Consider the following 26,731-nt stretch of genomic DNA (forward strand, 5'->3'; position numbering starts at 1 on the left):
TCAGCTCCCTCCGGTTGCGCTCGACGCCGATGGTGCTGCTGCCTGTGAGGATACCGGCCCCGCAATACGTTCGGCTGCGAGCTTTCCGGAAATGAGAACCGGCGGTATGCCGACGCCAGGCGTCGTGCCACATCCCGCGAGCACGATGTTGTCGCTGCCACGCACCAGGTTCCGGCGGCGGAACGGGCCGGTCTGGCGGAACACGTGTGCCGAGGAGAACGGCGAACCGGCAACCATCCCGGCGTCGAGCCAGGTTTTCGGCGTATCGATGCGGTCGATCTGCAGGTTGTCCGAAATGCCTTTGTAGCCGCGGCTTTCCAGCGTCGTCAGCAGTTCACGGACGTAGGGATCACGCAGTGTTTCCCAGTCGAGCGGTGCACTGACGAGGTTAGGGCACGGTGCGAGTACCGAAACCGGCTCGTAGACAGCCTCACCGCGGCGAACCAGCAGGGACGGATCCGTCTGGGCGGGCCGAGTGATCAGCAGCGACGGATCCGACATCACCTTGCCGCGTCCGCGCTTCGCGATGATCTCGTCGAAAGTGCCGTCCCACTTGGCTCCGAAGTCGATCGTGTGGTGCGACTGCGCCTGCCAACCCTGTGCGACCTCGATCGGCACTGTCCCGTGCACTACGACAGCCGACGGCGACACGCGGACGCGACGTCGTGGCCGCAGCCCGATCGGCTCGAGCAACTTGTCGGTGACCAGAAGGTCGGGCGTCAGTACGAGCGCGTCGCATTCGTGGCGGCTGCCGTCGTCGCACACCACTGCTCGCGCACGTCGACCGTCGAACTCGATGCTCGCGACGGACGTACCGGTTGCAAGAGTGCCTCCAGCAGTCGTGAACGCATCTGCCATCGCTGCGGCGATGTTTCGCATGCCGCCTGCCGGAAACGTCACTCCGAGCGAGGTGTCCATGTGCGCGATAGCGCCGTACGCGGCAAGAGCTTTGGCCGGTGCGACGCCGGCGTACAGCGCCTGAAAGGTGAATACCCGACGCAGATTCGGATCCTTGATCAAGCGATCGACGTGCGGACCGAGACGTCCGAACCCACCGATCCGCAACAACTGCAGAAAGTCCTTCGCCGCGGTGCGACCCGAGATCAGGTCGAGCGGCGAGTCGAAATTGGCGTCGATGAAGGTCCCGAACTCGGCGTCGAAGATGTCCGAGAGCCAGCTTCGCAGCCGTCGATAGCGTGTGGCTTCTTCTGTCCCGCACTTCTTTTCGACTTCTGCGCTCATGAGCTCGGGATCGGAGTACACGTCGATCGATGTGCCGTCGGCGAAGCGGGCGTGGTACGCGGGCGACAGCGGGATCGGTTGTAGTTGCGGCACAGTGGATTCGAAGGTCGCCCCGACCGCTGCGAGCGCTTCCGCGATCAGATTGGGCATGGTGAGCACGCTCGCGCCGTAGTCGATCGAGTAGTCGTCCGCGACGTGGACACCGACCCGACCGCCGACGATGGCCGCCCGCTCCAGCAGAGTGACATCACGCCCTGCGCCGCGAAGGTGCAGTGCCGCAGAAAGTCCTGCGAGCCCTGCACCGACGACGACGACTCGGTCGGTCGGTCCTGCAACAGTCCGTAAACTCATCTACTCGTCATGCCTCTCGCCGGGTTGCTGACAGTGCCATGCCACGGAGCAGTCGCTGAGCGGTCGGCGTGGCCTCCGACGTTTCCAGTGCGACGATTGCGCGGTCGGTCAATCGTTCGATCCGGCGTTCCAGGTCCTCGACAACGCCGGTTGTTCGTAGAACGTCACATACTCGTGCAAGGTCGTTGTCGGACATAGCTGTTCCGATGCAGCGCCGCAGCAGCGCGGACTCCTTCGGATTGGCTCGCTGCAGTGCGAGCGCCAGCAGTACCGTCCGCTTTCCTTCGCGTAGATCATCGCCGATCGGTTTCCCGGTGACTACCGGATCGCCGAAGACGCCGAGAAGATCGTCGCGCAGTTGGAACGCAATGCCGATGTCGACACCGAATTGCCGATACGCACGGATAAGGTCCGGTCCGGCGCCTGCCAACTCGGCACCGAGGTGCAGCGGACGCTCCACCGTGTACGCGGCGGTCTTGTACCGATCGATACGCAACGCCGCCGCTTCGGATTCGTCTCGCTCGGCAACCGTCGCGATGTCGAGAACCTGACCGCCGATCACTTCGGTTCGCATGGCGGACCACACCGGTGCGACCCGCTTGTGCTCGTCCATCCGTAGATAGGCCGACCGCAGCATGTCGTCGGCCCAGCACAGGCCGAGGTCGCCGAGCAGGATCGCGATTGCCTCGCCGTACTTCCGGGAGTCGCCCTCCCACCCACCGCGGCGATGGCGATTCGCGAACTGGACGTGGACCGACGGTGCACCGCGCCTCGTGCTGGATTCGTCCATCACGTCGTCGTGAATCAGAGCGCTGGCCTGGATGAACTCTTGCGCCGCGGCGACGGTCAGAACGGCCGTTGCCCGATCGCTGTCGGGGCTACCTCCCGCACCGAGCCAGCCGGCCCAGGTGAACGATGGCCGCACCCGTTTGCCACCGTTGAGCACGAAACTTTTCAGCACCTCGACGGCATCGGCGAAAACGGGTCCGACCGAGCCGACCGTCGCCTGCTGGGTTTCGAAGAACTCGGCTAGAACGGCATGCACCGCGGTCGCGAACTCCTGCCGCGCATCGACATCGGATGCGAGCTTTTCGTGTTCTGCGACCATCGGGATCGGTGGGCTCATGCCGGCCTCCTCATTGTGTGAGCGGGGGAGGTCGCGACGCGCGCGAAAGCTGTGCCGGTGACCGCCTTGGCCGCGAGACCAAGTCGACGGGGAGTGCCGACACGGGCTCGTCCTGCGAACACGTTGTAATCGAGTGCTTCTATCCGCTCGAGGATCCCGCCGTAGAGCGACAGTGCCGTGGCCACACATGGCCTCGACCGCGGATGCAACATGGCGATGCCCGGCCGGGCGCGGTCGTACACCGATCGTGTGAATGCGATCTGTTCGATCAGCGCCCGACGTACCCGGCTGTCGACCGTTCGATACTGCGCACACCACTCGAGCAACTCACGGTCGACGCCGAAGTCGGCCAACTCGTCGGCCGGTAGGTACACGCGGTCCCGTTGCAGGTCCTCGGCCACATCACGAAGAAAGTTGGTCAGCTGAAAAGCCTCGCCGAGCGCGGCGGCGGCCGGGGCGGCCTCCTCCTGATCGCAGACCGTCTCGAGTACCGGAAGCACCTGCAACCCGATCACTTCGGCCGAGCCGTAGACGTAGCGCTGCAAGTCCGCACGAGTCGGGTAGTCCGTGACGGTGAGGTCCATGTGCATGGAATGCAGAAAGTCCGTGAACAGGGGAGTGGCGATGCTGTATCGAGCCGCCGTGTCGACGACGGCAGCGAGCAGGGGATGATCCGTCCGCCCGGTCGCCAATCCGGCCTGCAACGCGTCGCCGAGTTCCGTCAGAGCCGCTCGTACACCCTCTATGCCCGTCGACGGATCGGGCTCGTCGACGATATCGTCGGCGTATCGCGCGAACCCGTACAACGCGTGCACTGCGGGCCGCTGCCTTGGCTGCAACAATCGGGTAGCGAAGAAGTAGGTGCGTCCGTGCATCGCGTTCAGACGCCGACATTCGCGGTAGGACGCAGCGAGCTCCGGATCGGTGATGTGCGCCGCCGAGAGTTCCCGATTCACGACTGCCTCCCTTTCGAGCTTCGTTACCAACGATACCGACTAGTGATGCACAAACGATGCATCAATTGATGGAAGCGTACATTTCCAAGGGGACGGGCGCCTACCAAGTGTTATTACCCCACGTCGCAGCTACCGAAGCGCTGAAAGGCCCGGTCCTTGTCTCCTGTCCTCGTAAGCTTCATTCTGCGCGGTCGGGAGCGCTCGAGTGCGGTGAGGGAAGGTTGGGTGTGCTCCGATCGAACGTTCGTCGCTGGTGGCGGACCGAGTTCGATTACGGATGGCTGCCCGCGTTTCTGGATCGGCGATCCCTGAGCCGACCGATTCGTACGGCGATCGGGATCTGGTGCGCAATATTCGGGATCTGCGCAGTGCTCGTGCAGTTCAGCGACAGCGGCCCGCGCGCACCGACGACCCGACTCGTCGTCGTCGTACTGACACTGAGCGCACTGTACGCCGCCGTCCGATGGCCGACGATGCCGTGGCCTGCGGAGCGCAACTCGCTGTGGTTCGTTTGGTGGGCCGAGATCGGCCTTGCCGTCGCCGTGCTGTTCGGTACGGACGAGAGGCTCGCCGCCTTACCCGGATGCGGCCTTTTCGTCGTCATCGGAATGTACGTCACCCTGCTGCACAGCCCGCGTGTGATCGTCGCCCACCTGGTGTGGGCACTGACGGTCTGCAGCGCCGTCGGCGTCCACGTCGCACTCGGGCCGAATCCGGACGTGCCGGTTCTTGCAGGCCAGCTGCTGGTCCTCATGGGGTTGATCGTGCTCGTCCCACTCGGATTGCACGTTGGCGTCACGTTTCTGAAGGAGGACGCCAGAGATTCCTACCGAGACCCGCCGACGGATCTGCTCAATCGACGCGGAGTCGAGGACGAAGCGCAGCGACTGCTCGGTATACCGTCGACGGACGGACTCGCCACGGTGGTCATGGTGATCGATCTGGACAGATTCAAACGTCTCAACGATGCGAACGGCCACGCAGGCGGCGATCTCGCGTTGCGCGCCGTCGCACAACGGCTCGCCGATGTCGTTCCAGCACACGGACTGGTCGGCCGACTCGGTGGCGACGAATTCGCCGTAGTTCTGCTGTGCCGCCCCACCGACATCGATGCGACGACCGAACGCATTCACAACGCTGTCTATCGCAGCGAGGACCGGTTACCCATCACAGCCAGCTCGGGTGCGTGGATCTTGGCGAGGTCCGCGCTGGATTCACCGGGGGAGTACAGCACGTTCGAGGGTGTCCTTGCCCCGGCCGACCTCGCCATGTACGAGGCGAAGAAGGCCGGCGGCAACCGACTTGTTCGATGTTGGGAGCGTTAGTTCACCGCGACCGCGTCGATCACGAACACGAGCGTCTCGTTCGGCTTGATACCGTTTCCGCCCTTGCCGTAACCGAGCTCCGGCGGCACGATCAGCAACCGACGTCCGCCTTCTTTCATCCCGATCAATCCCTCGTTCCACCCGTCGATAACCGGTGCCTGACCGACCTTCTCGACGGTGAACGGCTTGTTGCGGTCCCAGGACGCGTCCTTCTCCGCCTTGTCCGACCACGTCACGAGCTGGTACTGGACGGTCGCGTCGGTGCCCGCAACGACCTCTGCACCCGTACCCGCGGTGAGGTCCTTGGTCAGCAGCTGTGTCGGCGGCCCGCACGTATCCGGAATGGTGATCTCCGGCCTCGAGTCAGGTTCGCCGCCGACAACGACGTCGTCGGCGGTGCAGACGGTGTCGAACGTTTTCGCCGTAGTCGCCGCGGCCGAAGCGCGCGTGGTTGTCGAAGCAGCAGAGGAATCGTCGTCCGAACCGCAGCCGGCCAACATCGGTGTGACGGCAAGGGCTGCGGCGATGGTCGCAATCGTGATCTTGGAGCGCATGGTCGGCCAGCCTAGCGGGTCGGCAGCGGCGAACCTGCCGACGGAATCTTTTGCCGCACTCGCGTTGTTGCACCGGTCATGAGTATGAAGGTCGAGATCTGGTCCGATGTCGTGTGTCCGTGGTGCTACGTGGGAAAGCGGCGTTTCGAGAGGGCGCTGACCCGGTTCGAGCATCGCGACGAGATCGAACTCGTCTGGCGCAGTTTCGAATTGGATCCGAACGCCGCGCCGAGTGCCACTGAACAGGGCAACCACGCCGAGCGCATCGCAGCGAAATACGGCGTCTCGGTCGCCGAGGCGCAGACCATGACCGACCGGCTGACAGCGACAGCTGCGGACGAAGGCCTGGACTTCCGATTCGACCTCGCCCGGCCGGGCAACACCTTCGATGCCCACCGTCTCCTGCATCTCGCGCTGGAACACGGCGTTCAGGACGAGCTCAAGGAACGCTTGGATCGCGCGACGTTCACCGAGGGCCTGGCCACTTCGGACCACTCGGCGCTGCGCGTGCTTGCGATCGAAGTCGGTCTCGACGCCGCCGAGGTCGACGCGGTGCTGGAAGGCGACCGCTACTCGGACGCCGTACGCGCCGACGAACAGCAAGCTCGTTCGTACGGAATCAGCGGCGTGCCGTTCTTCGTGATCGACGAAAAGTACGGAGTATCGGGCGCGCAGTCTGCCGATATCGTCTTGCAGACCCTCGAACAGGCCTGGTCGGAGCGGGCGCCGCTGACCCTCGTCACAACCAGCGGCGCCGCACCCAACTGCGAAGGTGATTCCTGCGCTATCTGAGCCCGGGTTCCTCCATCAATTGTCGATACCGACATTCGGTGGCAGGTTGTAGAACGCGGGCATGATCTCGTCGAAGTTGTTCAACTCCCAGTTGGTCTGGTGCAGGATGTCCGGATCCACGGTGCTGAACGGCATCCAGCCCTCCTGGAACCAGCGAGTGGCACCGTCCGCCGGGCGATGCAACGCCAGTTCTGCCGTGCACGGGGTGAACCCTTCCTGAAGCGCGCGGCACGAGTCGTAGATCAGGTAGTCGACGTCCAAGTCGCGGACGATGGGGATCATCTTCATGATGTCGCCCAGTGCGATCGGTAGGGCGCGAATGATCTGGCCTTCGATGCCGGGGCCTGCGACCTTGCCGAGCCCGATCATCGCGTTGAGCAGGTCGCTCAGCGACTGATCGGTGATCGGCCATCTGTTGCCCTGCAATCCGATTCCGGTGTCGGACACTGTGCGCCAGTCGATTGCGGTCGAGTTCCGACCATCCCACGGCGATCGGGCGTCGTTGCGCACTCGACCCTGAACGGTCTGTCCGTTCCCGCCGGGAAACAGCCACGGCATCGCCTTCATCAAGGGGTCGAACACCCCGATTTCGGTGACGGGAGCGAAGAACCGGTTGGTGATTGCCCCGCCCTCGTTGGTCGGTGTGTAGAGGTGTTTTCCGGCCCACACCAGCTGACCCAGCTCCTCGGCTACACGTGCCAACACGCCTGTGCTGCAACCGAAGTGGTCGGTGATTGCCGGAGTCAGTATGGCCTTCAGAGCATTGGCGATGAGCCCTTCCGGTATGTGGAATCCCCACTCGAGGACGTTCATCAAAGTGTCGAGACGCGAGCAGGTCGGCACAGCGAGGGTCAACGTATCGTCGCCGAACATCGGTCCACTCTGGCCCGCGAATTTGAAGATGTCCTTCTTGCGGTCGTTGCTCGACACGCGAAACGCCATCATCGTGCGACGCCAGTTGTCGTTGTAGTTCGAGCACGCCTCGCCTAGTTCGTCCGATACGCGATACATCGCACCGGGATTGGCGGCCTTCCACTCCTTGGCCAACCTGTGCGAACTCGAGTTGACGGGATCCGGTGCGCCCGCGGGTCTGATCCGCGTTGGGGACGAGAACACAGTTGTCGGCCCAGTTGGTTACCCCATCCGAATCGAAGTCCTGCCAGTACAGGACTTCCGATCGAGGTGGTGGGTTCTCCGTCGTCCAGCCGCCTGCAGGCGCTTCGGGAAGGGGCACTGCAACGGGATAGTCGACGGGCAACAGAGGTGGCTCATCGGTGCAGCCCCACAACCCACAGACCACGGGATCGATTGCAGGTTCGGGTGTAATCGCGGGCTCGGCTAGCGACGTCACGGGCACGGTCGCGAAAAGTACCGCGACCATTCCGGCTAAAACCAGTCTTCTTGGCACCAAGGTCCTCCTTGTCGTTGACGGAGAGCCAGTCGTGACCTTGTGCTGCACACGGGGACGTGTACGTCGACATCAGGTCGGCTCGACGAGGACTGTATCGGCCAGTGTCTCGATCGGCAAGCACTGTCTCAGACAGTGAGGATAGGTAGCTAGTCGATACCTGAAGAACGGATGCTGGTGATCGGTGCGGTGTTCGCTTCCCCGGCAAACTCGGGCACCAGCGTCAGAACCGCGTCTCGAACTCGCACCTCGCCACCGATCTGACACAAAACCCCAGCGCCGGCGACGAACGTTCGGCCGATCGGAGTCAACCGCGCGGGCAGTGTCAGCTGCCTGTTGACGTTGCTCAAATGCAGCTGGGAGACGTGCAGGACAACCGATCGCAACCACTTCGTCGTGAAACGAAAAGTCGGGCGAACGAGAGCTTCGCGAAAGAGGCCGAGTTCGTCGGCGAGGGCCGCGGCATCGAGGTCGACGCCGGGCGCGACGAACCCGTACCGGCGTGCATTCGCCGCCATTGTTTCCGGATTGCCGCCGACGATGCCGGCAAGTAGATCGGCCGCCATCTCGGTGAATCCCAGCGGCGGTTCGGCGCAGGCTCCGAAGTCGAATACGGCGAGTCGACCATCAGCGGTGACGCGGTAGTTCCCGGGATGTGGGTCGCCGTAGAAGAGCCCGCACCGCGCAGGCCCTGTCAGGTTGAATCGGAGGAAGAGCTCACCCACACGGTCCCGCTCGCGTTGGTGGCCGTTCGCGATGACCTGCGAAAGTGGCTTGCCATCAACCCATTCCGTGATCAGGACATCGCCGGACTGGTGCACGACGGCCGGAACGAGGAAATCGGCACTGCCCGCGTACGCAGCCGCGAAGCGCCGCTGGTTGGCTGCCTCGAGTTCGTAGTTCAATTCGTCGGTGATGCGCAGACACAACTCGTCGACGATGCCCCGAATGTCGGCGCCGGACAGAAAAGGGACTGGCCAGCCACGAGACCCGCTTCAAGTGCCTCAGATCGCCGGCCACAGCTTCCCGCGCTCCCGGGTACATCAATTTCACGGCGACGGTCCTGCCGTCGTTCCACACGGCCCGATGTACTTGGCCGAGGGATGCGGCAGCGGCGTGCCTGTCGTCGAAGTCGCGGAACAGCCCCCGCCAGCCTTCGCCCAACTGTTCAGCCAGCACTGCGTGAACCGCCTGCGGCAGCATTGCCGGTGTCGATTCCTGCAACTGCGACAGGGCAACTCGATACGGTGCGGCGATCTGATCAGGCAGGACGAGTTCGTAGATCGACATGAACTGCCCGAGTTTCGCCGCGCACGCCCGCAGTTCGCCGAGCACCTCGAACATGTGGCGTGCCGTGCGGGCATGCAGTTCGGCATTCACTTCGACTCGAGGTCGACCGATCATCCTCTTGCCCGTCGCTGCGACTCGGCGGCCGGCGAAACCGAGCGGGATACTCGCCAGCCTTGCGGATCGCACCACCGGCCGCACGGGAACATCGCCGGCGCGTCCGAACCGCAACACCGAGCCAGATTCGTCGCCGTCGTGCACGCTTGTCCTCCTGCTCGAGTCAGGCATATGGACCGATGCGTCCGCTGCCTCTAAACTGTCTGAGACATATCCTAGGGACGAAAGGGGCTTCGTGGAACACCACTCGGTAGTCTCCGATGTTGCGGAGACGCTGGCCCGCCGAATTGCGTGCGGCCAGTACGCTCCGGGCGACCTGATGCCGTCCGTCCGGACTGTCGCGTCCGAGTTCGAGGTGAACCGAGCGACAGCTGCACTGATTCTCGGCAGGCTCGCAACGATGGGCTTCGTCGATGCGCGTCGCGGAAAAGGGTTCGTCGTCAGAGACGTTCGACTGACCGGCGGTATGGATATGTACAGCCGTGTCTTCGAACTGTCGATGGGCGACCACGACGTCACTATCGCGTGTTTCGAGGACATCATCGAGGTGGAACAGTCGATTTTGACCTCAGCGCTGCTCGCCTTCACCGAGAGCGCCCCGATCGACGCGGTGCCTGGACTCGAAGAGCGAATAGCAGGCCTCGAGACGATTGCGCGCAGTGAGCCTGCGGACCTCACAGAATTTCTCGAGGCCGAAACGGACCTTGTTCGGACGCTGCTGACCGCGACCGGCAACACGGTTCATCTGGCGATCTTCAATTCGATCGCCCGTATCCTTCTCGAGGTTCCCGAAGCGACTCGTGCCGTTTTCGCGGTTTCCCCCGACGTACACGTCATCGTGTGGCGAGCCTTGTGCAGTGTCTGGGCCAGGGGAGCCGAACCGTCGAAATCGGAATTCAGCCTGTTCGACGACCTTCTCGCGATGTATCACCGCAACGTCGTCGCCGAGTTCGAACGCCAGATCCTCGGTCCGCAGGCAGCCGATGCCGCGACGGCGTGACCCGATCCGACGTGGGACGATCTGAGGGTGACCAGCAAAGCGGACGAATCGCAGAATCTTCGCGACCTCGCGCGGTTACGTCGGGTCCGCGACCGGATCGACCGTGAATACGCGCAGCCACTGGACGTCGAGGCGCTCGCCAGAGACGCGCACATCTCGGCAGGCCATCTCAGTCGTCAGTTCCGGCTCGCGTACGGCGAATCGCCCTACAGCTACCTGATGACCCGGCGAATTGAGCGGGCCATGGCGCTGCTGCGTCGGGGCGACCTCAGCGTGACCGAAGTCTGCTTCGCGGTGGGTTGCTCTTCGCTGGGGACGTTCAGTACACGCTTCTCCGAGTTGGTCGGGGTGCCGCCCAGTGTCTATCGCACGCAACAGGAACGCACCACCGAAGGCATGCCGTCGTGCATTGCGAAACAGGTGACCAGACCGATCAGGAATCGAGAAGCGCACGCCACAGGGACGCAATAGCCTGATCGCCATGGACATCACAATCAACGCCAGCTTCCTCCCACAGGACGACCCCGAGGCCGCCCTCGCGTTCTACCGCGACACCCTCGGATTCGAAGTCCGAAACGATGTCGGCTACAACGGCATGCGCTGGATCACCGTCGGTCCGGCCGGTCAGCCTGGTACGTCGATCGTCTTGTATCCGCCTGCTGCGACCCCCGGCCTCACCGACGACGAACGCCGCACGATCACCGAGATGATGGCAAAAGGAAGCTTCGGCAGCATCCTTCTTGCCACCAAGGATCTCGACGGCTCCTTCGAACAATTGCAGGCAAGTGACGCCGAAGTCGTCCAGGAGCCGACCGATCAGCCGTACGGTGTACGGGACTGCGCGTTCCGCGACCCAGCGGGCAATATGGTTCGCCTGCAGGAACTTCGCTGATCCTCCCGTTCACCGACAGCTCGAGCCGACCCGCGAACAGATGGAGACACCAAGAGCATGGCCACGAGGAAAAACACAGCCACGCCTGTGCAGCACGCCGCCGATACCCACGATCTGATTCGCGTTGTCGGCGCACGTGCGAACAACCTCAAGGACGTCAGCATCGAACTCCCCAAACGACGGCTGACGGTGTTCACGGGTGTCTCCGGCTCCGGCAAGAGTTCGCTCGTGTTCGCCACCATCGCTGCTGAATCGCAGCGCATGATCAACGAGACCTACAGCGCGTTCGTCCAAGGTTTCATGCCGACACTCGCACGTCCCGAGGTCGACGTACTGGAGGGTCTCACTACCGCGATCATCGTCGATCAGCAGCGGATGGGTGGTGACCCGAGGTCGACGGTCGGCACCGCGACCGACGCCAACGCGATGCTCCGGATCCTGTTCAGCCGAATCGGTAAGCCGCATATCGGCTCACCCCAAGCGTTTTCGTTCAACGTCGCCTCGATCAGCGGCGCAGGTGCGGTAACCATCGAGAAGGACGGCAGGCAGGTCAAGGAGAAGCGGACCTTCAGCGTCACCGGCGGCATGTGCCCGCGGTGTGAGGGTCGCGGCTCTGTCTCCGACTTCGATTTGACCGCCCTCTACGACGGCACGAAGTCGCTCAACGAATCTGCCATCACGATCCCCGGCTACAGCATGGAGGGTTGGTACGGCCGCATCTTCCGTGGTTGCGGCTGGTTCGACCCCGACAAGCCGATCAACAAGTTCAACAAGCGCGAACTCAACGACCTGCTTTACAAGGAACCGACCAAGATCAAGGTCGAGGGCATCAACCTGACCTACACGGGATTGATCCCGCAGATCCAGAAGTCGTTCCTGTCCAAGGACATCGATGCGCTGCAACCCCACATCCGAGCGTTCGTAGAGAAAGCGATCACGTTCGCGGGATGCCCCGAGTGTGGCGGAACCCGGCTCAGCGAAGCCGCCCGCTCCTCGAAGATCAACAAGATCAACATCGCCGACGCCTGTTCGATGCAGATCAGCGATCTCGCCGAATGGGTGCGCGGACTCGACGAACCCTCCGTTGGGCCGCTGCTGACAACGCTGCAGAAAACGCTCGACTCGTTTGTGGAAATCGGGCTCGGCTACCTGTCGCTCGAGCGATCGTCGGGCACGCTGTCCGGGGGAGAAGCCCAGCGCACCAAGATGATCCGCCATCTGGGTTCAGCGCTGACCGACGTGACGTACGTCTTCGACGAACCGACGATCGGCCTGCATCCCCACGACATCCAGCGGATGAACGAACTGCTGCTGCAACTGCGGGACAAAGGCAACACCGTTTTGGTCGTAGAGCACAAACCGGAAGCGATCGCGATCGCCGACCACGTGGTCGACCTCGGCCCAGGTGCTGGTACCGCGGGTGGTGAGGTCGTGTTCGAGGGTTCGCTCGAAGGCCTGCGCGCCAGTGACACACTCACCGGCAAGCACCTCGACGACCGGGCAGCCTTGAAGGAATCAGTTCGAAAGCCGTCCGGCGCGTTGGAGATTCGCGGCGCGGACGCGCACAACCTGCAGAAGGTCGACGTTGACATTCCCCTCGGCGTCCTTGTCGTTGTCACCGGTGTCGCCGGATCGGGAAAGAGCTCGCTCATCAAGGGCTCGGTATCCAATCAGGACGGCGTTGTATCCGTCGACCAAGCACCGATCAAGGGCTCGCGGCGCAGTAACCCTGCGACCTACACCGGCCTGCTCGAACCGATCCGCAAGGCATTCGCGAAGGCGAACGGTGTGAAGCCGGCGCTGTTCAGCTCCAACTCCGAAGGGGCCTGCCCCAACTGCAACGGCAACGGCGTCATCTACTCCGACCTCGCAATGATGGCCGGCGTCGCCACCACATGTGAAGTGTGTGAAGGCAAACGGTTCATGGCCGAGGTTCTCGACTACAAGTTCGGCGGTCGCGACATCAGCGAAGTGCTCGCCATGCCCGTCACCGAAGCAGAAAAGTTCTTCGAAACGGGGGAGTCGCGGATCCCAGCCGCGCACGCCATCCTGCACAGGCTCGCCGACGTGGGACTCGGCTACGTCAGTCTCGGCCAGCCCCTCACCACGCTGTCCGGTGGCGAACGCCAGCGGCTCAAGCTGGCAACTCGTATGTCGGAAAAGGGTGGGGTCTACGTCCTCGACGAGCCGACCACTGGTCTGCATCTGGCCGATGTGGAACAGCTACTCGGTCTGCTCGATCGGCTCGTCGAATCCGGAAAGTCGGTCATCGTGATCGAGCATCACCAAGCGGTCATGGCCCACGCGGACTGGATCATCGACCTCGGTCCCGGTGCCGGACACGACGGCGGTCGAATCGTTTTCGAGGGAACGCCCGCAGACCTGGTCGCCAAGCGGAAGACTCTTACCGGCAAGCATCTGGCGGAGTATGTCGCCGGTTGACCCACTCGATTCGAACCGAAGCAAAGGCGTAACCTTCATGATCGGTCTTGCCACCGCGTCTTACCGCCGATTTGCGACAGTCGCGGCAATAGCGCTCGCTGGAACGTTCGTCGGAACCGGCACTGCGCCGGCCGCACCAGGCCAGCTGCCGCCTTCAGCGGACCCGTTCTACGCCTATGCGGACTCGCTCGGTGCCACCGCGCCGGGTGACGTCCTACGTACGCGCACGGCGGCATACGGCGCACCGAATCTGGCGACCCCCATAACCAGCACCCAAGTGCTGTATCGCACCACCGACCAGCAGGGCGCCGCGGTGAATACGGTGGCGACCGTGCTGCGGCCTCTCGTTCCTGGGCCCGCAAAACTGATCTCGTTTCACACCGCCTACGACGGGCTGGGTGCGGAATGCGACCCCTCGTACACGTTGAGCGGGCACGGCGACAGCACGACCGCGACCGTCGAGCAGGCCGTCATCACCGGCTACATGGCCGCCGGATACAGCGTCGTCGTCCCCGACTACGAGGGCGAAGACCTCGAATGGACCATCGGACGGCAATCGGCGTATGCCGCGCTCGATGGCATCCGAGCGGCTCAAACCGTGCTCGGACTACCGGCGTCGACGCCTGTCGGGTTGATCGGCTATTCCGGGGGATCGGTGCCGACGCAGTGGGGTGCTGAAGTTGCGCCGCAGTATGCGCCGGAGCTCAACATCGTCGGCGCTGCGGCAGGTGGACTACCAGTCGATCTGGCGCACAATTTGCCTTACGTGAGTGGGTCCAAGGACTGGGCGGGCGTCATTCCGGCCCTGATCGTCGCGTACAAACGCAGCTACGGCATCGATACCGATGCGTTCCTGTCGGCGAAGGGCAAGCAGATCGTGAACGCGGTCGAGACCAATTGCATCAATGCGTTCGCCTCGGAGTACCCGGGTCTGACCGACACCGAGATGCTCGCGCCGCCTTACACCTCACTGCTTCAGATCCCTGCGGTCGTCGCTGCGATCGACGACAACATCATGGGCACCGCTGGAACGCCCGTCGTCCCTATTCTTCTGGGCGTCGGTGATTCCGACGGCACGGGCGATTCGGTGATGATCACCAAGGACGTCGAAGGTCTCGCCCGTGACTACTGCGACCGAGGTGTCGCCGTCACTTACGCCCAGTACACCGGACTCAGCCACGGCCAGGCGTTCGCTCCGTTCCAAGCGCATGCCGCGCAGTTCCTCACCGAACGCTTCGCCGGAGCGATGCCCGCAACCAACTGCGCGGTGGTGGGGCCGGGCAACGAGCTCACGCCGACACCGATACCGCAGGGCTGAGACGAACGCCTCCATAACGGTCGGCTGACCGGTTCTTAGATTTGCTAAGCTTGTAATTGTCGATCAGACACTCGGACGAGCGCACCGTACCCGACCAGCGACAAGACGGTGCTTGGGAGTTCGTCATGGCGTGGCTGGTGTTGATTGTTTCCGGTGTATTCGAGGCTGTGTGGGCCACGGCGCTGGGTAAATCCGAGGGATTCACCCGTCTGGTGCCGTCGATCGTCTTCACCGTCGGTCTCGTCGTCAGCATGGCCGGTTTGGCCTATGCGATGAAGAGCCTTCCCATCGGTACGGCGTACGCGGTGTGGGTGGGAATCGGTGCGGTGCTGACCGTGACATACGCGATGGCGACCGGAGAAGAGTCGATCTCGTGGATGAAGATCGTATTGCTGCTACTCATCGTCGGCGGGGTCGTCGGGTTGAAGATTCTCCACTGATCTAACCGCGTGGTCCGTGAGGATCTTGCCCACATCAACAGGTGGCGTCGGTCTCCGGCACGACGCCGTCGACCAGGTAAGCGGTGATGACATCTTGGGCGCACTTGTTCTTTCCGAGGGCGTAGACGCCGTGCCCGCTGCCGTCGACGGTGAGCAGGCGTGAGCGGTCGCCGAACTTCTCTTTCATCCGTTCACCGTTGCTCAGCGGTGTGACGGGGTCGCGCCGGTGTTGCGCAATGAGAACGTTCGTCGGGCCGTTGGACTCGACGGCGACCGGTGGCTCGCTGTGCTCGATCTGCCAGTACGCGCACGGAACGATATTGGCGCTGGCCGCGCCGAACAATGGAAACTTGTTGCGGTCTTCTGCGATGGCCTGCCTGTAGACCGCGGGGTCGCGTGGCCATTCGACGTCGTTGCAGGTGACCGCAAGGAACACCGACCACGTGTTGTCGAATGCCGAGAGCACGCTCCCGACGGCCGGGTCCGTCGACGGCGGGGTGTCCAGCGCGGTTCTCCACGATCGTGCTGCGGCTTCGTATGATGCGGGGTTGTACAGCGACACGAACGTCCCGAGCCGGAAACTACGCCCGTCGAGTCCGTCCACAGAACCGCGATCGAGCTTGTCCGCGATGGTGAAGTACGTCTGCCGCACCTCGTCGGGCGTGCGGCCGAGGCCGAATCGATCATCGCGCGCGGCAGCCCATTGTGCGAAATCCGGGAATGTGTCCTCCATGCCCTCGGCGTACGTGCGCAGGCCGCTTCGGTCCAAATGGGTGTCACCGATGTTGCTGTCCAACACTATTCGATCCGTCGTGTCCGGGAACATCGATGCGTACGCGGCGCCGAGCGCGGATCCGTAGGAATATCCGAGGAAGCTGCCCTTCGCCTCGCCGAGCGCTTGACGGATGCTGTCGAGGTCGCGGGCCATGTTGGCCGTGGTGATGTGGCGCAGGCGACCGTCGTCGTTGGCTGCGCATTTCTCCGCCACCTTCTTTGCCACGGCATTTTGCTCGTCGAATGCCGTGTCGTCGTAGGCATATGGCGGTACGGCCCCGCGGTATCCGATGTCGTCGGTGATTCCACAACTGATGGGCGAGGAATGACCGATGCCGCGGCTGTCGATGCCGATGAGGTCGTAGCTGTCGAGGGTCTGCTGAGGGATCCCGCGCTCGACGAGGAATGCGGGTTGGTCCAGTCCGGTTCCGCCAGGCCCGCCCGGGTTCAGCATCAGGACGCCGCGTCGCTTCTCGGGGTTCTTCGATGCGAGTCTGGAGATGGTGAGGTCGATGGTCGTGCCGTCGGGGTCGTCGTAGTCGAGGGGGACCCGGACCGTTGCGCACTGCAATCCGGGGCTGTCGACGTCGTCGGGACATTCCGTCCACGAGATTGGGGGCGGCGCCGGGATCGTCTGGCTCGCCGGGGTCGACGGTGCTGAGCAGCCAGCGATCGCCACTCCGGACAGTGCGGCGATCAGCAAGGAACGAACGAATCTCATTGTTGTCAAACTTTCTGGTGTCAGTTGTGGGCGGCATCGAGCAGCCAAGCGATGGCGGAAGGCTGCGCGCCCGTCCTTCCTGTTCAATCGACTAGCACGCTGTACTGTCGAAGGCGATGACATCACGCTAGCACACCGTGCTAGCACAGTGTACTGGACGCCGATTGAATGGAGGTGGAGGTGACTGATCGACTCGATTCGCGAGCGAAGATCCTCATCGCTGCGTGCGAGATGTTCGGCGAGAATCAGGCCTCGCCGCTGAGTGTGCGCTCGGTTGCCGCAAGGGCGGGTGTCAGCATGGGATCGCTGCGTCACCATTTCCCGACTCAGCGCGCGCTACGCGACGCGGTACTCGAGACCATCTACGACGTGGTGACGACAAAAGACCAGGCTATTCATGACACGTCGCTGCCCGCGCGCGATCGACTCGTGCACTGTTTGCGCTTGGTTCTGGCACCTCTCGACGACGACAAGGCGCGGAAAGCCTGGATCACTCTCATCGAGTCGTTCGTGGAGCCCGAACACACCGACTCACTTCGAACCACCTACGCGGCGATCGCCGACGAAGGCAAACGCAGGGTCGAACACTGGCTGCGTGTCCTCGACAAAGAAGGTGTTCGGGCCGACGGGGATCTCGGCAGTCAGGCGACGTTCCTCAACATTGTATTGAATGGACTGTCGCTCGATCGGGCGTTGCCCACCGATCACTCGGTTCTACACTCTGAGACCGCGACGCTCTATCACGCAGCGGATTCGGTGCTGAAGGACTCCTGACACTGGAAGATGCCCGCCGCGCACTAGCCACACGGCGGGCGGTCGCCGCAGTCTAGTTCGACACCTTGTAGCCCATGATGTCGCGCATCAGCGGACTCTCGTTCGTACGCTGCCCGGCATCGACGTCGGGCGCGTACTCAGCCTTCGCCCCGGCGTCCAACAGTGCCTGTGTGTTGTCGTTCGAAACTATGCGCCCTTCCAGTTCGAACGAGTCGAATTCGAAGGGAAGTCCATTCGCTGCCAGCGGGTCGGGACCGTCCATTATGTGGAAATGCAAGTGCGGGGCGTCGGAGTTGCCGGTGTTGCCGAGCAACCCGACGACCTGCCCGGCCTTCAGGTCGTCACCGACCTGCACTTTCACTCCCTCCTTTTCCTGCAAGTGTGCATAGAACGCGTAGCGGCCGTTGCCGATGTCCTGCACGACGTGGTTGCCGCCGTACTCGTCGATGCGCAAACCTGTCGCCCCGATGCTTGGTGTCTGTTCTTGCAGATTGTTCACCACCGCAACAACTTTGCCGTCAGCGACCGCGTGTACGTTGGCTCCGAAGTATGCGTAGCTCGAGGTCTTCGTCTTGTCGCCTGTGTACAACAACCCATCGTTGGTCAACTGCACGTAGTCGATGGCGAATCGTTCGGCCACGAAAAGCTGGCCATTGATCGGATTGGCGGCGCCGCGGTGTCCACCGACTTCGCAGCAGCTGTCGCCGTCCAGCCAATGGGCCCCGTCAAGCGGTGGCTTGATCACGATCGGTTCGTTCTTGTCGACCTTCGTCGTCGCGACATCCTCCACCAGAGTCTGGGGGATCAGGGGCGGGCTCGGTTCGGCAACTTCGATGTCGACGGCGTGCGAGATCGTGTCGGGCACCTCGGCGCGAGTGTCAACCGTGGCGTCGATCCAGACCAGCGCCGACTGTCCCGGTCCGAGGACTGTCCCTGGTTCTTTCGCGCCGAGCACCTTGATCCACGGCAGGGTCAGCTTGTCACCAGAGAGATCGAAAAGTGTGCGGTCGCCCGCCGTCGCCTTGACCGACCGAATCGTCGTCGGCGACGTGAGGACGTTGGTCAGCATCAGTTCGTAGGCCATGTGGATCTTCTTGTCGGTCGCCAGCACCGCGACCGGCGCTGCGATGACCGAGGCAATCACTGGAGTAACGACGGCCGGAACCGAAGCTGTGGACTCGGTGCTCGACTCGTCCGACGAAGAATCAGACGATGACGAGCACGCAGCCATGGGCACGCAGATGGCCACAGCCACTGCCAATTTCGCAAAGCGATTCAGACGAATCAGGCGTTTCATCGGTCGATGCTAGCGCTGTCTGGGCGATGGCGGAGCGAATTTGCCGGCGGTGAATTCCGCTCCCTACGGTGCGCGAATCGAAGCCGATTTCGTCTCATCGGAAGCGTTGCTGGGCAACATCTTCCAGCGCCTTCGCGATGCGCGCATCGGCCGGACCGGTGCTGTCACCGAGGTTTGCGAGTGACGGTGGAGTCAGATCCGTCTGGATGGGCAGCCGCGTTGACCGATCAGAAATCATATGCGGGGTCAGCGTCGAGGATCCTCCCGAACATTACGGTCAGCCCTGCGAGGTCGGACTCGGCTCGCACAGTGTGGCATGCGCTGTGCAATTCAGTCAGGTCGGTCTTCTGCCAGTCGAGGCCGGTGCGGCGTACCGTTCGCAGATCACCCGCCCAGACGTACATGTCTTGAAAGAGCTGGCGATGGATCGCACGCAGGTAGTGGAGGCCATACGTGCGGTCACCCAGTAGTTCGGGGGCCTCACGGAGTTCGATAACGCGTGCCTCGACGAGATCGTTCTCCGCGTCCCGGAGCGCCTCAGGCGTTTGGGCGTCGACACGGTTCCTCAGAATTGTCGTGCCAGGTATGTAATAGCCTTGCCAGTTCAGTTCGAGGTTGCCGGTGTCCCAGGGGTTCGGCATTCCAACCTCGGTTTACGTCAGCTTGTACCGACGCCGAACCCGATCGCCCAATTCGGCAGCAGTAATGGTTCCGCGGGCGTAGGCGACTTGGTCGGCACGCGTGGCATTTGTGCTGCGGGAACCTTCGAGTTCGGTGCTGCGGCGGATCGCGCGCACGACCTTGACCCGACGCTTGGCCTTCTGCAGATCGGTCACTCGGCACACCACCTTTTGTGAAGTTACTCCAGGATAGTCGACGCACCTGACATCGGGTGGACGCGCGAGTTTGTGCCGGGGCAAACGCGCTGATTAGACCCGCAAACTGTGCGACGTGTACTTCATCCATGGCTTGTACAGGGTCGTCGAAGACAAGGCACGGGACGATGTGTTCGACGGCGAGGTGGAGCGCGAGAAACAGGGACAGTGCTGCGGTGTTCAGGTTGCCCGCAGACAGCATCATCTGAGGTTGATCGACGTCGTGTCGTAGCCACGCGGCATTCATGTCAGTATCGAGAACGCCGGGGGCGACCGCGTTGACGGTAATGCTGCGACCGCCGAGGTGGACTGCAAGGCTGCGGTGAAGTTTTCGATCGCTGCCTTGGTCATGGCGTAGCCGATGATGTGCGGGCTGGCGTAGCGGGCGGATCCGTAGGAAATGTTGATGATGCGGCCGGAGTCAGGTGGGCTGAGATCGGCTGTCACGCGGTCGAATTCCGCGCTTGCACAATCGCTCGCGGATTGTCGAAGTCGGCGGCAACGGGGTGCGGCAGACTAACTTCAAACCGTCACAGTGACGTTTCTAAGTAGTCAAACGGGCTCGCGCGACTGGCTAAACCGAAGAAGTCGATCGCGCGACGCCGGAGGCAGCTCTCATCTAGTACCGGAACTTTCGATACAGACCGGACAACTCTCAAGTTAAGGCGGACTACTGAAAACATTTCCTGGATCGGACAGCTGTCCGATCCGGGAAAAGGTGAGAGTCGCTCAACCTGCTGACGTCGGCACTCTCAACTTGTTCCGAGCAGCTCCGAACCAATTCGTACTGAACGACTTGAGAGCGTCGGCGATAATCCGCAGAGACTTGAGAGTGTCGGTCACCGCCGGTCTTACACCACCTGAGTAGGACACAGACAGCGATTAGCCCGGGGCGGTTGCTTCTTCGCACGCGTGAAGGGCCCGGAACTGGCGCAGTTCCGGACTTCTAGGTGTCTGGAGTTACAGCTTTACGACAGTAGCGTGACAGTGGTTCCGTGGTTCTTCAGCCACCAGTCTGCGAAGAGTGGGTGATACTTGAGGACTAGCGCCTTGATGTTTTTCAGCTGCTTGCGGCCTGCCCACGGCGGCAGATCACCCTCACAGTCCCCAGTCTCAAGGTTGATCTTCACGTACTCGTTGTCCGGCGCGGACTTTTTCAAGATGTGCACATGGGGCGGCGGGTGGTCGTTCGGCCACACGTGGACGCTGATGCCACCGTCGAAAGTCTTCCCCTCCGCGGTCAAAGCGGTGAGAAATCCCTCCGGGTCGAGTTCCATCGGCCAGTCATCTTTGTTTTCGCCGAACTCGTACAATGCGATGCTCACGAGTCGGCCCAAAATGTCTTCGGCTTCTAGACGACCTTCGGACTCGGCTAGCTCCCATCCATCGGACTGGCCGAGGTTTCGGCTCGTCCGCTCATATGGCGTGAGGTCGTCGTCTTTCACCGACGCAATCTATAACCTAAGGCTGCTCGCCGCTTGACTTCATCGGCGTCGAAGAGTTGGCAATGACTGCGCAATCGGGATTTGCGCGTAATGACCGCCACGCGAACTGTGAACAAGTTGAAACAGCGTTCAGTTACCGTCGGTCATGGACAAACGCCGACTGGAAGCCCGTGTTGCAGACCTAGTCGACCACGTCGTCGCAGGGGGAACGATCGAGGACGACTACGTCGAGTGTAAGGCCGAGTGGCCGATCGACGACTATCGCAAGACCGCCCGACAGATTGCCGGACTTTGCAATGCTGCCCGCGGCGACGACGCCCTCTGGATTGTCGGCGTCGACGAAAACGCGCATAGGGTGGCTGCGGCGGTACCGACCGAAATGGCTAACTGGTGGCCAAAGGTCGAGCGACGCTTTGATGGCCTTGCGCCCGAAATTTCAGTGCTTGTCGTCCCAACACAGCATGGCCGCGTCACAGCGCTGTCTTTCGCAACCGACCGCTCACCTTACGTCGTCACGACAGACGGCGGCAGCGTCACCCACGAAACCCCGTGGAGGGTCGGCAACAAAACCAGAACAGCCAACCGATCGCAGCTCCTGAGCCTACTTGTGGCCAATACGGTGGTGCCCGACCTCGAGCTGATCAATCCCGAAATATCGTGCATCGCGGCCACCGCCACCGTAGATAACCTGAAATTCGAAGCGGGCCTCTTCATCTCTGCGAAGGAGCGGGCGATGCTTCCCAATCACCGATGGTCAGTTGCTATCTCTAGCGAAGAATGGGACGCCGAGGGATGGGGGCCACTCCGCCCAACGCTGCACGTCAATCGTGTCGGCCTCGACGTGGAAGGGCCGGGCGTGCATGTCAGCGATCACTCCGGCCTCCACGTCGACGGCTCGGGTCGTGTTGCTCTTCGGGCCGAATTGATTGCCGCCGACAACTGGTCGTCAGAGCATCGCCGGACTCTTTCGCTGCAACCAAGCCTGCGCGTCGTCTTGGAGATGCCGGTCGATCGACAGAACCGGTCCGCCCGGACGACGACCACACTCCGCCACCGCCCATCGCCGACCGCGGCCGCATTCTGGCGGGAACACTGACTCCTGTCTCGGTTCGAGTCGCCTCTTTGGGGACGAAGGCCAGATTGCGATAACCTTCTGCCGCGATCGGTGAGTCTCTGACGAGACGCTTTTGCGCCTTGGTTACGACTGTTGGGCATGCAGCACCAGCCCGCCCAGGAAGCCTGCGTTTCCCAACAGCGCTGTACGACGGCCTTGAACGCCTACTTCAAATGCGTCCGCATTCTGACCGCCTTTGGGAGTTGCGGCCGCGCGATGGTCAAGGCCGCTCCTTTTAGGAAAAGGTGCGAGATGTCGCTAACCAGCTCGGTCGATGCAGCGAGAAGTGAACACCCAAGTCGTAGAGAGCGGTTCAGGATCGTTGTATGGTAGTCCGAGTCTCGACGTCACATACGTCGTCCACCGAGTTGCCTGGACGCCAGGAATTACAACCCCGCTATTCACCGCCAGCTTTCCTGATTCGCCGATGTCAACCCGAATGCTCACACCGGTGAGCCTGTTTCCGATTTCCTAGCCCAGCACGGATTTCTGGTGGGTTACCAGAGACTTGCAACGGTCATCTCGGGGAGTGATCACGTCAGCTGTGACTGTGAGATCTGTGCGTGCGAGTGACATGCGCAAGGCCTTCAAGAGATTGGCGTGCTGGAGCGCAAGGAAGGTCGTGAGGATAAGCTGCGCGAAGAACAGGCCGTCTTTGTGAAGCGCAACGAAGCGCATTGAGATCCACCGACACGTTGAAGACGCAGGTTGACGCTGACCAGGAAGACGCCAAACTGTATATGAAAGAAGCGGGCATAAAGACCACACTGTGGACTGACTGCAACGCTTGACGAGATCTTGCACGTTAAGTCTAAATGTAGAGTTCTTTGTCGTCTCCAGCGGTGACAATCTGCCGTGCTGCCTCGGCTCAGCGCCTGGTTTTTTTGAAGGGATCTGCGAGCCCGATACACGAAGGCTTCACCTGCGGGCGGAGGTGTCCTGCCGGAGGCGGTCTCGTGTGTCGGCGAGAGTTCTTCGCGCGCGTCTTTGACCTTCGTATGCTTCGTGGTCAGGAACCGTACAGTAATTAGCATCCTCCGCTAGCAGGTAGTCAATAAATACAGCCGACTTTTCACGCCACCCGCCTCCGGCGTCGGCTATCGCGTCGCGTAACTTATCGAAGGTCTCCCGATCGCGCACGGGCGTTATGTCTGCCATTGTGCTCACGTAATCGAAGTTCGATCGCGCCCAATACAGGTGCTGTTTTCCTGCCGGTGTAATTTCCAGGCGCGACGCCGTACTAACACTAGTGACGGTCGGATCATAGTCGTGGCACAGCGCACTTTCGAGTAAAGCGTCAGTCCAGACCTGAACTGCTTGACTGTCGTATCCCATTGCTTCGCAATACTGGTCAATCTGGGAAAGATCCAACATATGGCCCAGCGCCTCGTCCTCAGGTGCGTCTTCCAACAACTGCAAAATGGACAGCCCTAGGAGGGGTGACGAATCGATCACGTCACTCATTGCATACGTGTTCTGAACGAATTCAGTTTGGCCGCCGTAAACATCGTAATTGCCTCGCATGATCGCCAACGCTGCCCGTCGTTTGCTTATCTGCCTCGTCGTGCCGGCTATGTGCGCTTTGAGCAGATCTTCCACTTCGAGATGTCCAGAAGTGACGAACTGTCGCGCGAGTTTCAGTGAACGCCGAACATCGTTATTGGAGAGGTTGCCAATCCAGCGCGCGGTCTCGTCCGTTTGCAGAAATACTCCTTGAAGCGAACGGGTGAACGCCGACAGGTCTTTCAGGCTGAGCGAGATTCCTCGCTTAACGAAATACCGATCGTCCGGACGCAGGCGCTCCGATTCCGCCAATCTCGTTTGCATGAACTCGATGCGACGTCGAATGACCTGGCCAGTTGGCGGTGTCGGTAGGTAAAGTGCCTCGTGCTCAAACGACTGGAGTGCGCCGTGCCGAGACAGTTGCCAGCTCGTTCGATCGGTAATCGGCAGCATAATCAAGCACAACGCGCTCTCGTATATTGACCGGGCGTATTGGTAAACTTGCTCCTGGAAAGAAATATGGAAATGGTCGGCGTTGTCGAATACGATTACCGGGAGCTTCTTCCTACTGTTCACGATGTGCCGAACGAGACCACGAATATAGTCATTGGGTTTGTGCTCGCGCATTTCTTCGACGCGATCGCCAAATTTAATCTGAAATCCCGTACGGTCCGATTCGTACAAACGGTTCCACGGCCCTTTTCGGAGTCGGGTGTATTCGTCATAGAAGATGCCCTCTAGTTCTTTGAATTCCGGAGGACTACCAGCGAAAACGGCATCTTCGAGTGCCGCGAGAAGGTGTTGGTCCAGCCATGAGATTATCGTCGTGCCGTCACCAGAGCTATCTGCGAGATTAATACGGCACGATATGCATTCGGCTGCGAGATCGGGACTGAGAATCCTTGTGAAGAACCTGGTGATGAACGTTGTTTTGCCGGCACCCTTGGTGCCGACGATCACAACGAACTCGTGTCGCTTGGCCTGGGTCGCGCGTTCAATGAGTTCGACGAGAGCAGTCGAATCGCTTGTGTCTAAGTTGCGAATCTTTCCTACTATATCTTCGGATATCCGGGCGAGCTTTGTATCGGCTTCCCGACTCTCACTCGTCTCGACGAAGCATTCGGCGAGTAAACCAGGATCCTCGTCACCTGTAAGTCGGTCGAAGAAGGCGGTCATCACTCGATCCACGTCTGACGACAGCTGCGACGACTTCATCAGACGCGCCGAGCGCATGTCGCGTAGCGCCTTCTTGAAGTTGGATGATCTGATTGGTCGTCCTTCGACCTCCTGAAAGTAGGCCCGGAACTCGTGTCGCTCGATGTCGTCTCGTGACAGCAGCGCGTAGAACAACTTGAACTTGTCCTGAATGCCCTGCAATGAGGGAAATACGAACGCCGTGCCCTTCATCGTGTCCGACCCATCCCCGAGTCGATTTCCGCGAAAAACTATCCATTCACGCCCATTGGTCACACAAGCAAGTTCAGCATTCTTCATTCCGCAGTATCGGATCGCCTGACGGATCCCTTCCTTTGCTGCCTCGTCGCGAAAAATCGGTCCATCGAGGACAAAGCCCCGGCCCGTATCTCGCCCTGCGCAGCCGAGTGGTCTGCTGTCGCGCTTGGCTTCGACGACCAATCGAGACCGCTCAGAGATTTGAAAGACGTAGTCGACGAACCCATCGGCGGTAGCGTTCTCCGCGAGGTACTCGTTCCCCGCCCAACCAAGTACTTGAGTGAAGATCGGGTCGATGACTTTCGATCGCACATCCGCTTCGGTGACGAGAGTCGCTTCGATGGCTGCGATGTCAGTACGCAACGCTACGAAGGTCTCATGCGCACTGTCAATTGGCTCCATTTGCCACCGTATCCTCCAATGGATGTGATCGACCGAGCATAGCGACGGACTTGCTCCGCCAAACAATGCGACACGTGACTGGATCAGTCGATCTAGGCACGGCGGAGACGCCTAGTTGCCGAATGTCTTAGTCTGCGAGCAAGGAACCAACTATCGGGATATGTCCAGAAGGCTGGTCCGCCTCCTGGTGGCAGCTACCGCCCCCAGTAGGTGCTTCGAGTCCAGGACCCGTGTCAATGAATTGCGTTGACAACATGGTCGAGCATAAATAGTCGGGTCAATGTCCCAAAGTCACCGATGATCTCGCAGATGGTCCCTATGCGTCCTCACTGCCGTAGTCGGTGTGAGGTGTGTCAAGGATCTTGGACAGATCCTCGTGGGGGTTAGGCAGCCGATGCTGCGGGTTGGTATTCGTTGAATGCTTCGACTGGTGTTCGGTAGCCGTGCGTCGAGTGCAGGCGTTGCCGGTGTAGAACACTTCGATGTATTCCGCGACGGCGAACCGTGCCCGGTCGCAGGTCTGGAACGACTGGTGTCACGATGATGACGCTCAGCGAAAATGCTCAGACTTGCTCGGTGAAAGTGCCCACCTGTGAGCTGTGTTCACTGTAGTGGTTGGCGGGTTCCGGTTGTTGCTCTTCGGAGCGTTTCCGACCATGCGTGGTGGTCGCGTAGTCGGTATGAATCGCCGTCGAGGTTGAGCACAACCGATCGATGCAGCAGGCGGTCGAGCATCGCGGCGGCGACGGTGGTGTCACCGAGTACCTCTCCCCATTCTCCGACGCCACGGTTGGTCGTGATCACGATGCTGGTTTTCATATACCGTTGCGTCACAACCTGAAACAACGCCGAAGCCGCCTCACCCGGCAGTGGTAGATAGCCGAGTTCATCGATCACCAACAGTGTCGGACCGGCGAAGAACCGCATCGTTGTCGCCCACCGGCCTTCGATCGCAGCGCGGTGACAGCGGGCGGCGAGGGCGGCGGCGGTGGTGAAGTAGGTGCGGTACCCGGCGTGAGCGGCAGCGCGCGCCAAACCTACCGACAGATGCGTCTTTCCGACGCCAACGGTTATCGAGGGTTGTGGCGTGCCGGTGGCGTATTTGCGCACGTGGAAGCGTTGAT

At 61.5% G+C, this 26,731-nt stretch carries 26 protein-coding genes, 1 pseudogene and 1 riboswitch; of the genes and pseudogenes, 12 read left to right on the plus strand and 15 right to left on the minus strand.

All coding sequences use genetic code 11. The features are described from left to right. Genes crtI through ACHIRB_RS13550 form a run of 3 tightly spaced genes read right to left on the minus strand, consistent with a single transcriptional unit; the run spans position 1 to position 3,675 of the window. A complete protein-coding gene (gene crtI, locus ACHIRB_RS13540) occupies positions 1-1,593 on the minus strand; it encodes a phytoene desaturase family protein (RefSeq protein ID WP_395124539.1) in 1,593 nt (530 codons plus the stop codon). A gap of 7 nt (positions 1,594-1,600) precedes the next feature. Further along, positions 1,601-2,719, minus strand: coding sequence for a polyprenyl synthetase family protein (locus ACHIRB_RS13545; RefSeq protein ID WP_395124540.1), 1,119 nt, complete (start codon positions 2,717-2,719; stop codon positions 1,601-1,603). Continuing rightward, the gene (locus ACHIRB_RS13550) at positions 2,716-3,675 is read right to left on the minus strand and encodes a phytoene/squalene synthase family protein (protein ID WP_395124541.1); all 960 of its coding nucleotides are present in this window, start codon (positions 3,673-3,675) and stop codon (positions 2,716-2,718) included. Before ACHIRB_RS13550 ends, ACHIRB_RS13545 begins: the two co-directional genes overlap by 4 nt. A gap of 227 nt (positions 3,676-3,902) precedes the next feature. Here ACHIRB_RS13550 and ACHIRB_RS13555 point away from each other — a divergent pair, with 227 nt between their 5' ends. Next, a complete protein-coding gene (locus ACHIRB_RS13555; protein WP_395124542.1) occupies positions 3,903-5,000 on the plus strand; it encodes a GGDEF domain-containing protein in 1,098 nt (365 codons plus the stop codon). Here the strand turns inward: ACHIRB_RS13555 and ACHIRB_RS13560 are convergent. Further along, the gene (locus tag ACHIRB_RS13560) at positions 4,997-5,554 is read right to left on the minus strand and encodes an FKBP-type peptidyl-prolyl cis-trans isomerase (protein WP_395124543.1); all 558 of its coding nucleotides are present in this window, start codon (positions 5,552-5,554) and stop codon (positions 4,997-4,999) included. The genes ACHIRB_RS13555 and ACHIRB_RS13560 overlap by 4 nt on opposite strands. 78 nt (positions 5,555-5,632) lie before the next feature. On the opposite strand from ACHIRB_RS13560, the gene ACHIRB_RS13565 reads away from it, so the two are divergent. Continuing rightward, a complete protein-coding gene (locus ACHIRB_RS13565; protein WP_395124544.1) occupies positions 5,633-6,346 on the plus strand; it encodes a DsbA family oxidoreductase in 714 nt (237 codons plus the stop codon). 15 nt (positions 6,347-6,361) lie between these two features. On the opposite strand, the gene ACHIRB_RS13570 is transcribed toward ACHIRB_RS13565, so the two are convergent. The 3 genes and pseudogenes from ACHIRB_RS13570 to ACHIRB_RS13580 all read right to left on the minus strand — a co-directional run. Continuing rightward, positions 6,362-7,462 (minus strand): hypothetical protein, encoded by a 1,101-nt coding sequence (locus ACHIRB_RS13570; RefSeq protein ID WP_395124545.1) that lies wholly within the window; start codon positions 7,460-7,462, stop codon positions 6,362-6,364. A gap of 441 nt (positions 7,463-7,903) precedes the next feature. Then, positions 7,904-8,719 carry an AarF/UbiB family protein gene (locus tag ACHIRB_RS13575; protein WP_395127708.1) on the minus strand — a complete coding sequence of 272 codons (816 nt, stop codon included), beginning with the start codon at positions 8,717-8,719 and terminating at the stop codon, positions 7,904-7,906. Positions 8,720-8,732: 13 nt separating this feature from the next. Then, a pseudogene (locus ACHIRB_RS13580) lies at positions 8,733-9,329 on the minus strand (AarF/UbiB family protein); the annotation flags it as partial. Between the two features lie 64 nt (positions 9,330-9,393). Between ACHIRB_RS13580 and ACHIRB_RS13585 the strand changes: the two are divergent. The 6 genes from ACHIRB_RS13585 (at position 9,394) to ACHIRB_RS13610 (ending at position 15,250) form a co-directional block, all read left to right on the plus strand. Beyond that, positions 9,394-10,158 (plus strand): FadR/GntR family transcriptional regulator, encoded by a 765-nt coding sequence (locus ACHIRB_RS13585; RefSeq protein ID WP_395124547.1) that lies wholly within the window; start codon positions 9,394-9,396, stop codon positions 10,156-10,158. 27 nt (positions 10,159-10,185) lie between these two features. Continuing rightward, positions 10,186-10,629, plus strand: coding sequence for a helix-turn-helix transcriptional regulator (locus ACHIRB_RS13590; protein ID WP_395124548.1), 444 nt, complete (start codon positions 10,186-10,188; stop codon positions 10,627-10,629). A 10-nt stretch (positions 10,630-10,639) separates the two neighbouring features. Beyond that, complete coding sequence (locus tag ACHIRB_RS13595; RefSeq protein ID WP_395124549.1) at positions 10,640-11,050, plus strand: VOC family protein; 411 nt, start codon at positions 10,640-10,642, stop codon at positions 11,048-11,050. A 57-nt stretch (positions 11,051-11,107) separates the two neighbouring features. Beyond that, positions 11,108-13,492 carry an ATP-binding cassette domain-containing protein gene (locus ACHIRB_RS13600; protein WP_395124550.1) on the plus strand — a complete coding sequence of 795 codons (2,385 nt, stop codon included), beginning with the start codon at positions 11,108-11,110 and terminating at the stop codon, positions 13,490-13,492. Between the two features lie 37 nt (positions 13,493-13,529). Then, positions 13,530-14,810, plus strand: a complete 1,281-nt coding sequence (locus ACHIRB_RS13605) for a lipase family protein (protein ID WP_395124551.1) — start codon at positions 13,530-13,532, stop codon at positions 14,808-14,810. A 53-nt stretch (positions 14,811-14,863) separates the two neighbouring features. Further along, positions 14,864-14,925, plus strand: a riboswitch (guanidine-III (ykkC-III) riboswitch). A gap of 10 nt (positions 14,926-14,935) precedes the next feature. After that, complete coding sequence (locus ACHIRB_RS13610; protein ID WP_395124552.1) at positions 14,936-15,250, plus strand: DMT family transporter; 315 nt, start codon at positions 14,936-14,938, stop codon at positions 15,248-15,250. 34 nt (positions 15,251-15,284) lie between these two features. On the opposite strand, the gene ACHIRB_RS13615 is transcribed toward ACHIRB_RS13610, so the two are convergent. Continuing rightward, on the minus strand, positions 15,285-16,745 hold the full coding sequence (locus ACHIRB_RS13615; protein ID WP_395124553.1) for an alpha/beta hydrolase: 1,461 nt from the start codon (positions 16,743-16,745) through the stop codon (positions 15,285-15,287). 180 nt (positions 16,746-16,925) lie between these two features. On the opposite strand from ACHIRB_RS13615, the gene ACHIRB_RS13620 reads away from it, so the two are divergent. Further along, a complete protein-coding gene (locus ACHIRB_RS13620; RefSeq protein WP_395124554.1) occupies positions 16,926-17,519 on the plus strand; it encodes a TetR/AcrR family transcriptional regulator in 594 nt (197 codons plus the stop codon). 52 nt (positions 17,520-17,571) lie between these two features. On the opposite strand, the gene ACHIRB_RS13625 is transcribed toward ACHIRB_RS13620, so the two are convergent. Further along, complete coding sequence (locus ACHIRB_RS13625) at positions 17,572-18,816, minus strand: M23 family metallopeptidase (RefSeq protein WP_395124555.1); 1,245 nt, start codon at positions 18,814-18,816, stop codon at positions 17,572-17,574. Positions 18,817-18,865: 49 nt separating this feature from the next. Between ACHIRB_RS13625 and ACHIRB_RS13630 the strand changes: the two genes are divergently transcribed. After that, a complete protein-coding gene (locus tag ACHIRB_RS13630) occupies positions 18,866-19,000 on the plus strand; it encodes a hypothetical protein (protein ID WP_395124556.1) in 135 nt (44 codons plus the stop codon). A 43-nt stretch (positions 19,001-19,043) separates the two neighbouring features. On the opposite strand, the gene ACHIRB_RS13635 is transcribed toward ACHIRB_RS13630, so the two are convergent. After that, positions 19,044-19,457, minus strand: a complete 414-nt coding sequence (locus tag ACHIRB_RS13635) for a hypothetical protein (protein ID WP_395124557.1) — start codon at positions 19,455-19,457, stop codon at positions 19,044-19,046. A 12-nt stretch (positions 19,458-19,469) separates the two neighbouring features. After that, a complete protein-coding gene (locus ACHIRB_RS13640) occupies positions 19,470-19,652 on the minus strand; it encodes an antitoxin VbhA family protein (RefSeq protein ID WP_395124558.1) in 183 nt (60 codons plus the stop codon). A gap of 115 nt (positions 19,653-19,767) precedes the next feature. Here ACHIRB_RS13640 and ACHIRB_RS13645 point away from each other — a divergent pair, with 115 nt between their 5' ends. Beyond that, positions 19,768-19,923: a hypothetical protein gene (locus ACHIRB_RS13645; RefSeq protein WP_395124559.1), complete on the plus strand. Its 156-nt coding sequence runs from the start codon at positions 19,768-19,770 to the stop codon at positions 19,921-19,923. A gap of 11 nt (positions 19,924-19,934) precedes the next feature. Here ACHIRB_RS13645 and ACHIRB_RS13650 read toward each other — a convergent pair whose 3' ends face one another. Further along, entirely contained in the window at positions 19,935-20,138 is a 204-nt protein-coding gene (locus ACHIRB_RS13650) for a hypothetical protein (RefSeq protein ID WP_395124560.1), read from the minus strand. 521 nt (positions 20,139-20,659) lie between these two features. Then, positions 20,660-21,136 carry a DUF4160 domain-containing protein gene (locus tag ACHIRB_RS13655; RefSeq protein ID WP_395124561.1) on the minus strand — a complete coding sequence of 159 codons (477 nt, stop codon included), beginning with the start codon at positions 21,134-21,136 and terminating at the stop codon, positions 20,660-20,662. Positions 21,137-21,281: 145 nt separating this feature from the next. Here ACHIRB_RS13655 and ACHIRB_RS13660 point away from each other — a divergent pair, with 145 nt between their 5' ends. Then, positions 21,282-22,232 carry a hypothetical protein gene (locus tag ACHIRB_RS13660; RefSeq protein ID WP_395127706.1) on the plus strand — a complete coding sequence of 317 codons (951 nt, stop codon included), beginning with the start codon at positions 21,282-21,284 and terminating at the stop codon, positions 22,230-22,232. Between the two features lie 936 nt (positions 22,233-23,168). Here ACHIRB_RS13660 and ACHIRB_RS13665 read toward each other — a convergent pair. Then, positions 23,169-25,607, minus strand: coding sequence for an AAA family ATPase (locus ACHIRB_RS13665; protein ID WP_395124564.1), 2,439 nt, complete (start codon positions 25,605-25,607; stop codon positions 23,169-23,171). 603 nt (positions 25,608-26,210) lie between these two features. Further along, the coding region (locus tag ACHIRB_RS13670; RefSeq protein WP_395127707.1) for an ATP-binding protein at positions 26,211-26,731 on the minus strand (521 nt) is incomplete at its 5' end.

Origin of the sequence: Antrihabitans spumae, assembly GCF_043944905.1 — a bacterium.
In the GTDB taxonomy this organism is placed as follows: domain Bacteria; phylum Actinomycetota; class Actinomycetes; order Mycobacteriales; family Mycobacteriaceae; genus Antrihabitans; species Antrihabitans spumae.

What these genes read in the sequence shown, in the direction of transcription:
- ACHIRB_RS13565 (WP_395124544.1), top strand. Translation starts at nt 5,633, where the DNA reads ATGAGTATGAAGGTCGAGATCTGGTCCGATGTCGTGTGTCCGTGGTGC.
- ACHIRB_RS13615 (WP_395124553.1), bottom strand. Translation starts at nt 16,745, where the DNA reads ATGAGATTCGTTCGTTCCTTGCTGATCGCCGCACTGTCCGGAGTGGCG.
- ACHIRB_RS13595 (WP_395124549.1), top strand. Translation starts at nt 10,640, where the DNA reads ATGGACATCACAATCAACGCCAGCTTCCTCCCACAGGACGACCCCGAG.
- ACHIRB_RS13545 (WP_395124540.1), bottom strand. Translation starts at nt 2,719, where the DNA reads ATGAGCCCACCGATCCCGATGGTCGCAGAACACGAAAAGCTCGCATCC.
- ACHIRB_RS13665 (WP_395124564.1), bottom strand. Translation starts at nt 25,607, where the DNA reads ATGGAGCCAATTGACAGTGCGCATGAGACCTTCGTAGCGTTGCGTACT.
- ACHIRB_RS13625 (WP_395124555.1), bottom strand. Translation starts at nt 18,816, where the DNA reads ATGAAACGCCTGATTCGTCTGAATCGCTTTGCGAAATTGGCAGTGGCT.
- ACHIRB_RS13610 (WP_395124552.1), top strand. Translation starts at nt 14,936, where the DNA reads ATGGCGTGGCTGGTGTTGATTGTTTCCGGTGTATTCGAGGCTGTGTGG.
- ACHIRB_RS13560 (WP_395124543.1), bottom strand. Translation starts at nt 5,554, where the DNA reads ATGCGCTCCAAGATCACGATTGCGACCATCGCCGCAGCCCTTGCCGTC.
- ACHIRB_RS13635 (WP_395124557.1), bottom strand. Translation starts at nt 19,457, where the DNA reads ATGCCGAACCCCTGGGACACCGGCAACCTCGAACTGAACTGGCAAGGC.
- ACHIRB_RS13600 (WP_395124550.1), top strand. Translation starts at nt 11,108, where the DNA reads ATGGCCACGAGGAAAAACACAGCCACGCCTGTGCAGCACGCCGCCGAT.
- ACHIRB_RS13605 (WP_395124551.1), top strand. Translation starts at nt 13,530, where the DNA reads ATGATCGGTCTTGCCACCGCGTCTTACCGCCGATTTGCGACAGTCGCG.
- crtI (WP_395124539.1), bottom strand. Translation starts at nt 1,593, where the DNA reads ATGAGTTTACGGACTGTTGCAGGACCGACCGACCGAGTCGTCGTCGTC.
- ACHIRB_RS13660 (WP_395127706.1), top strand. Translation starts at nt 21,282, where the DNA reads ATGGACAAACGCCGACTGGAAGCCCGTGTTGCAGACCTAGTCGACCAC.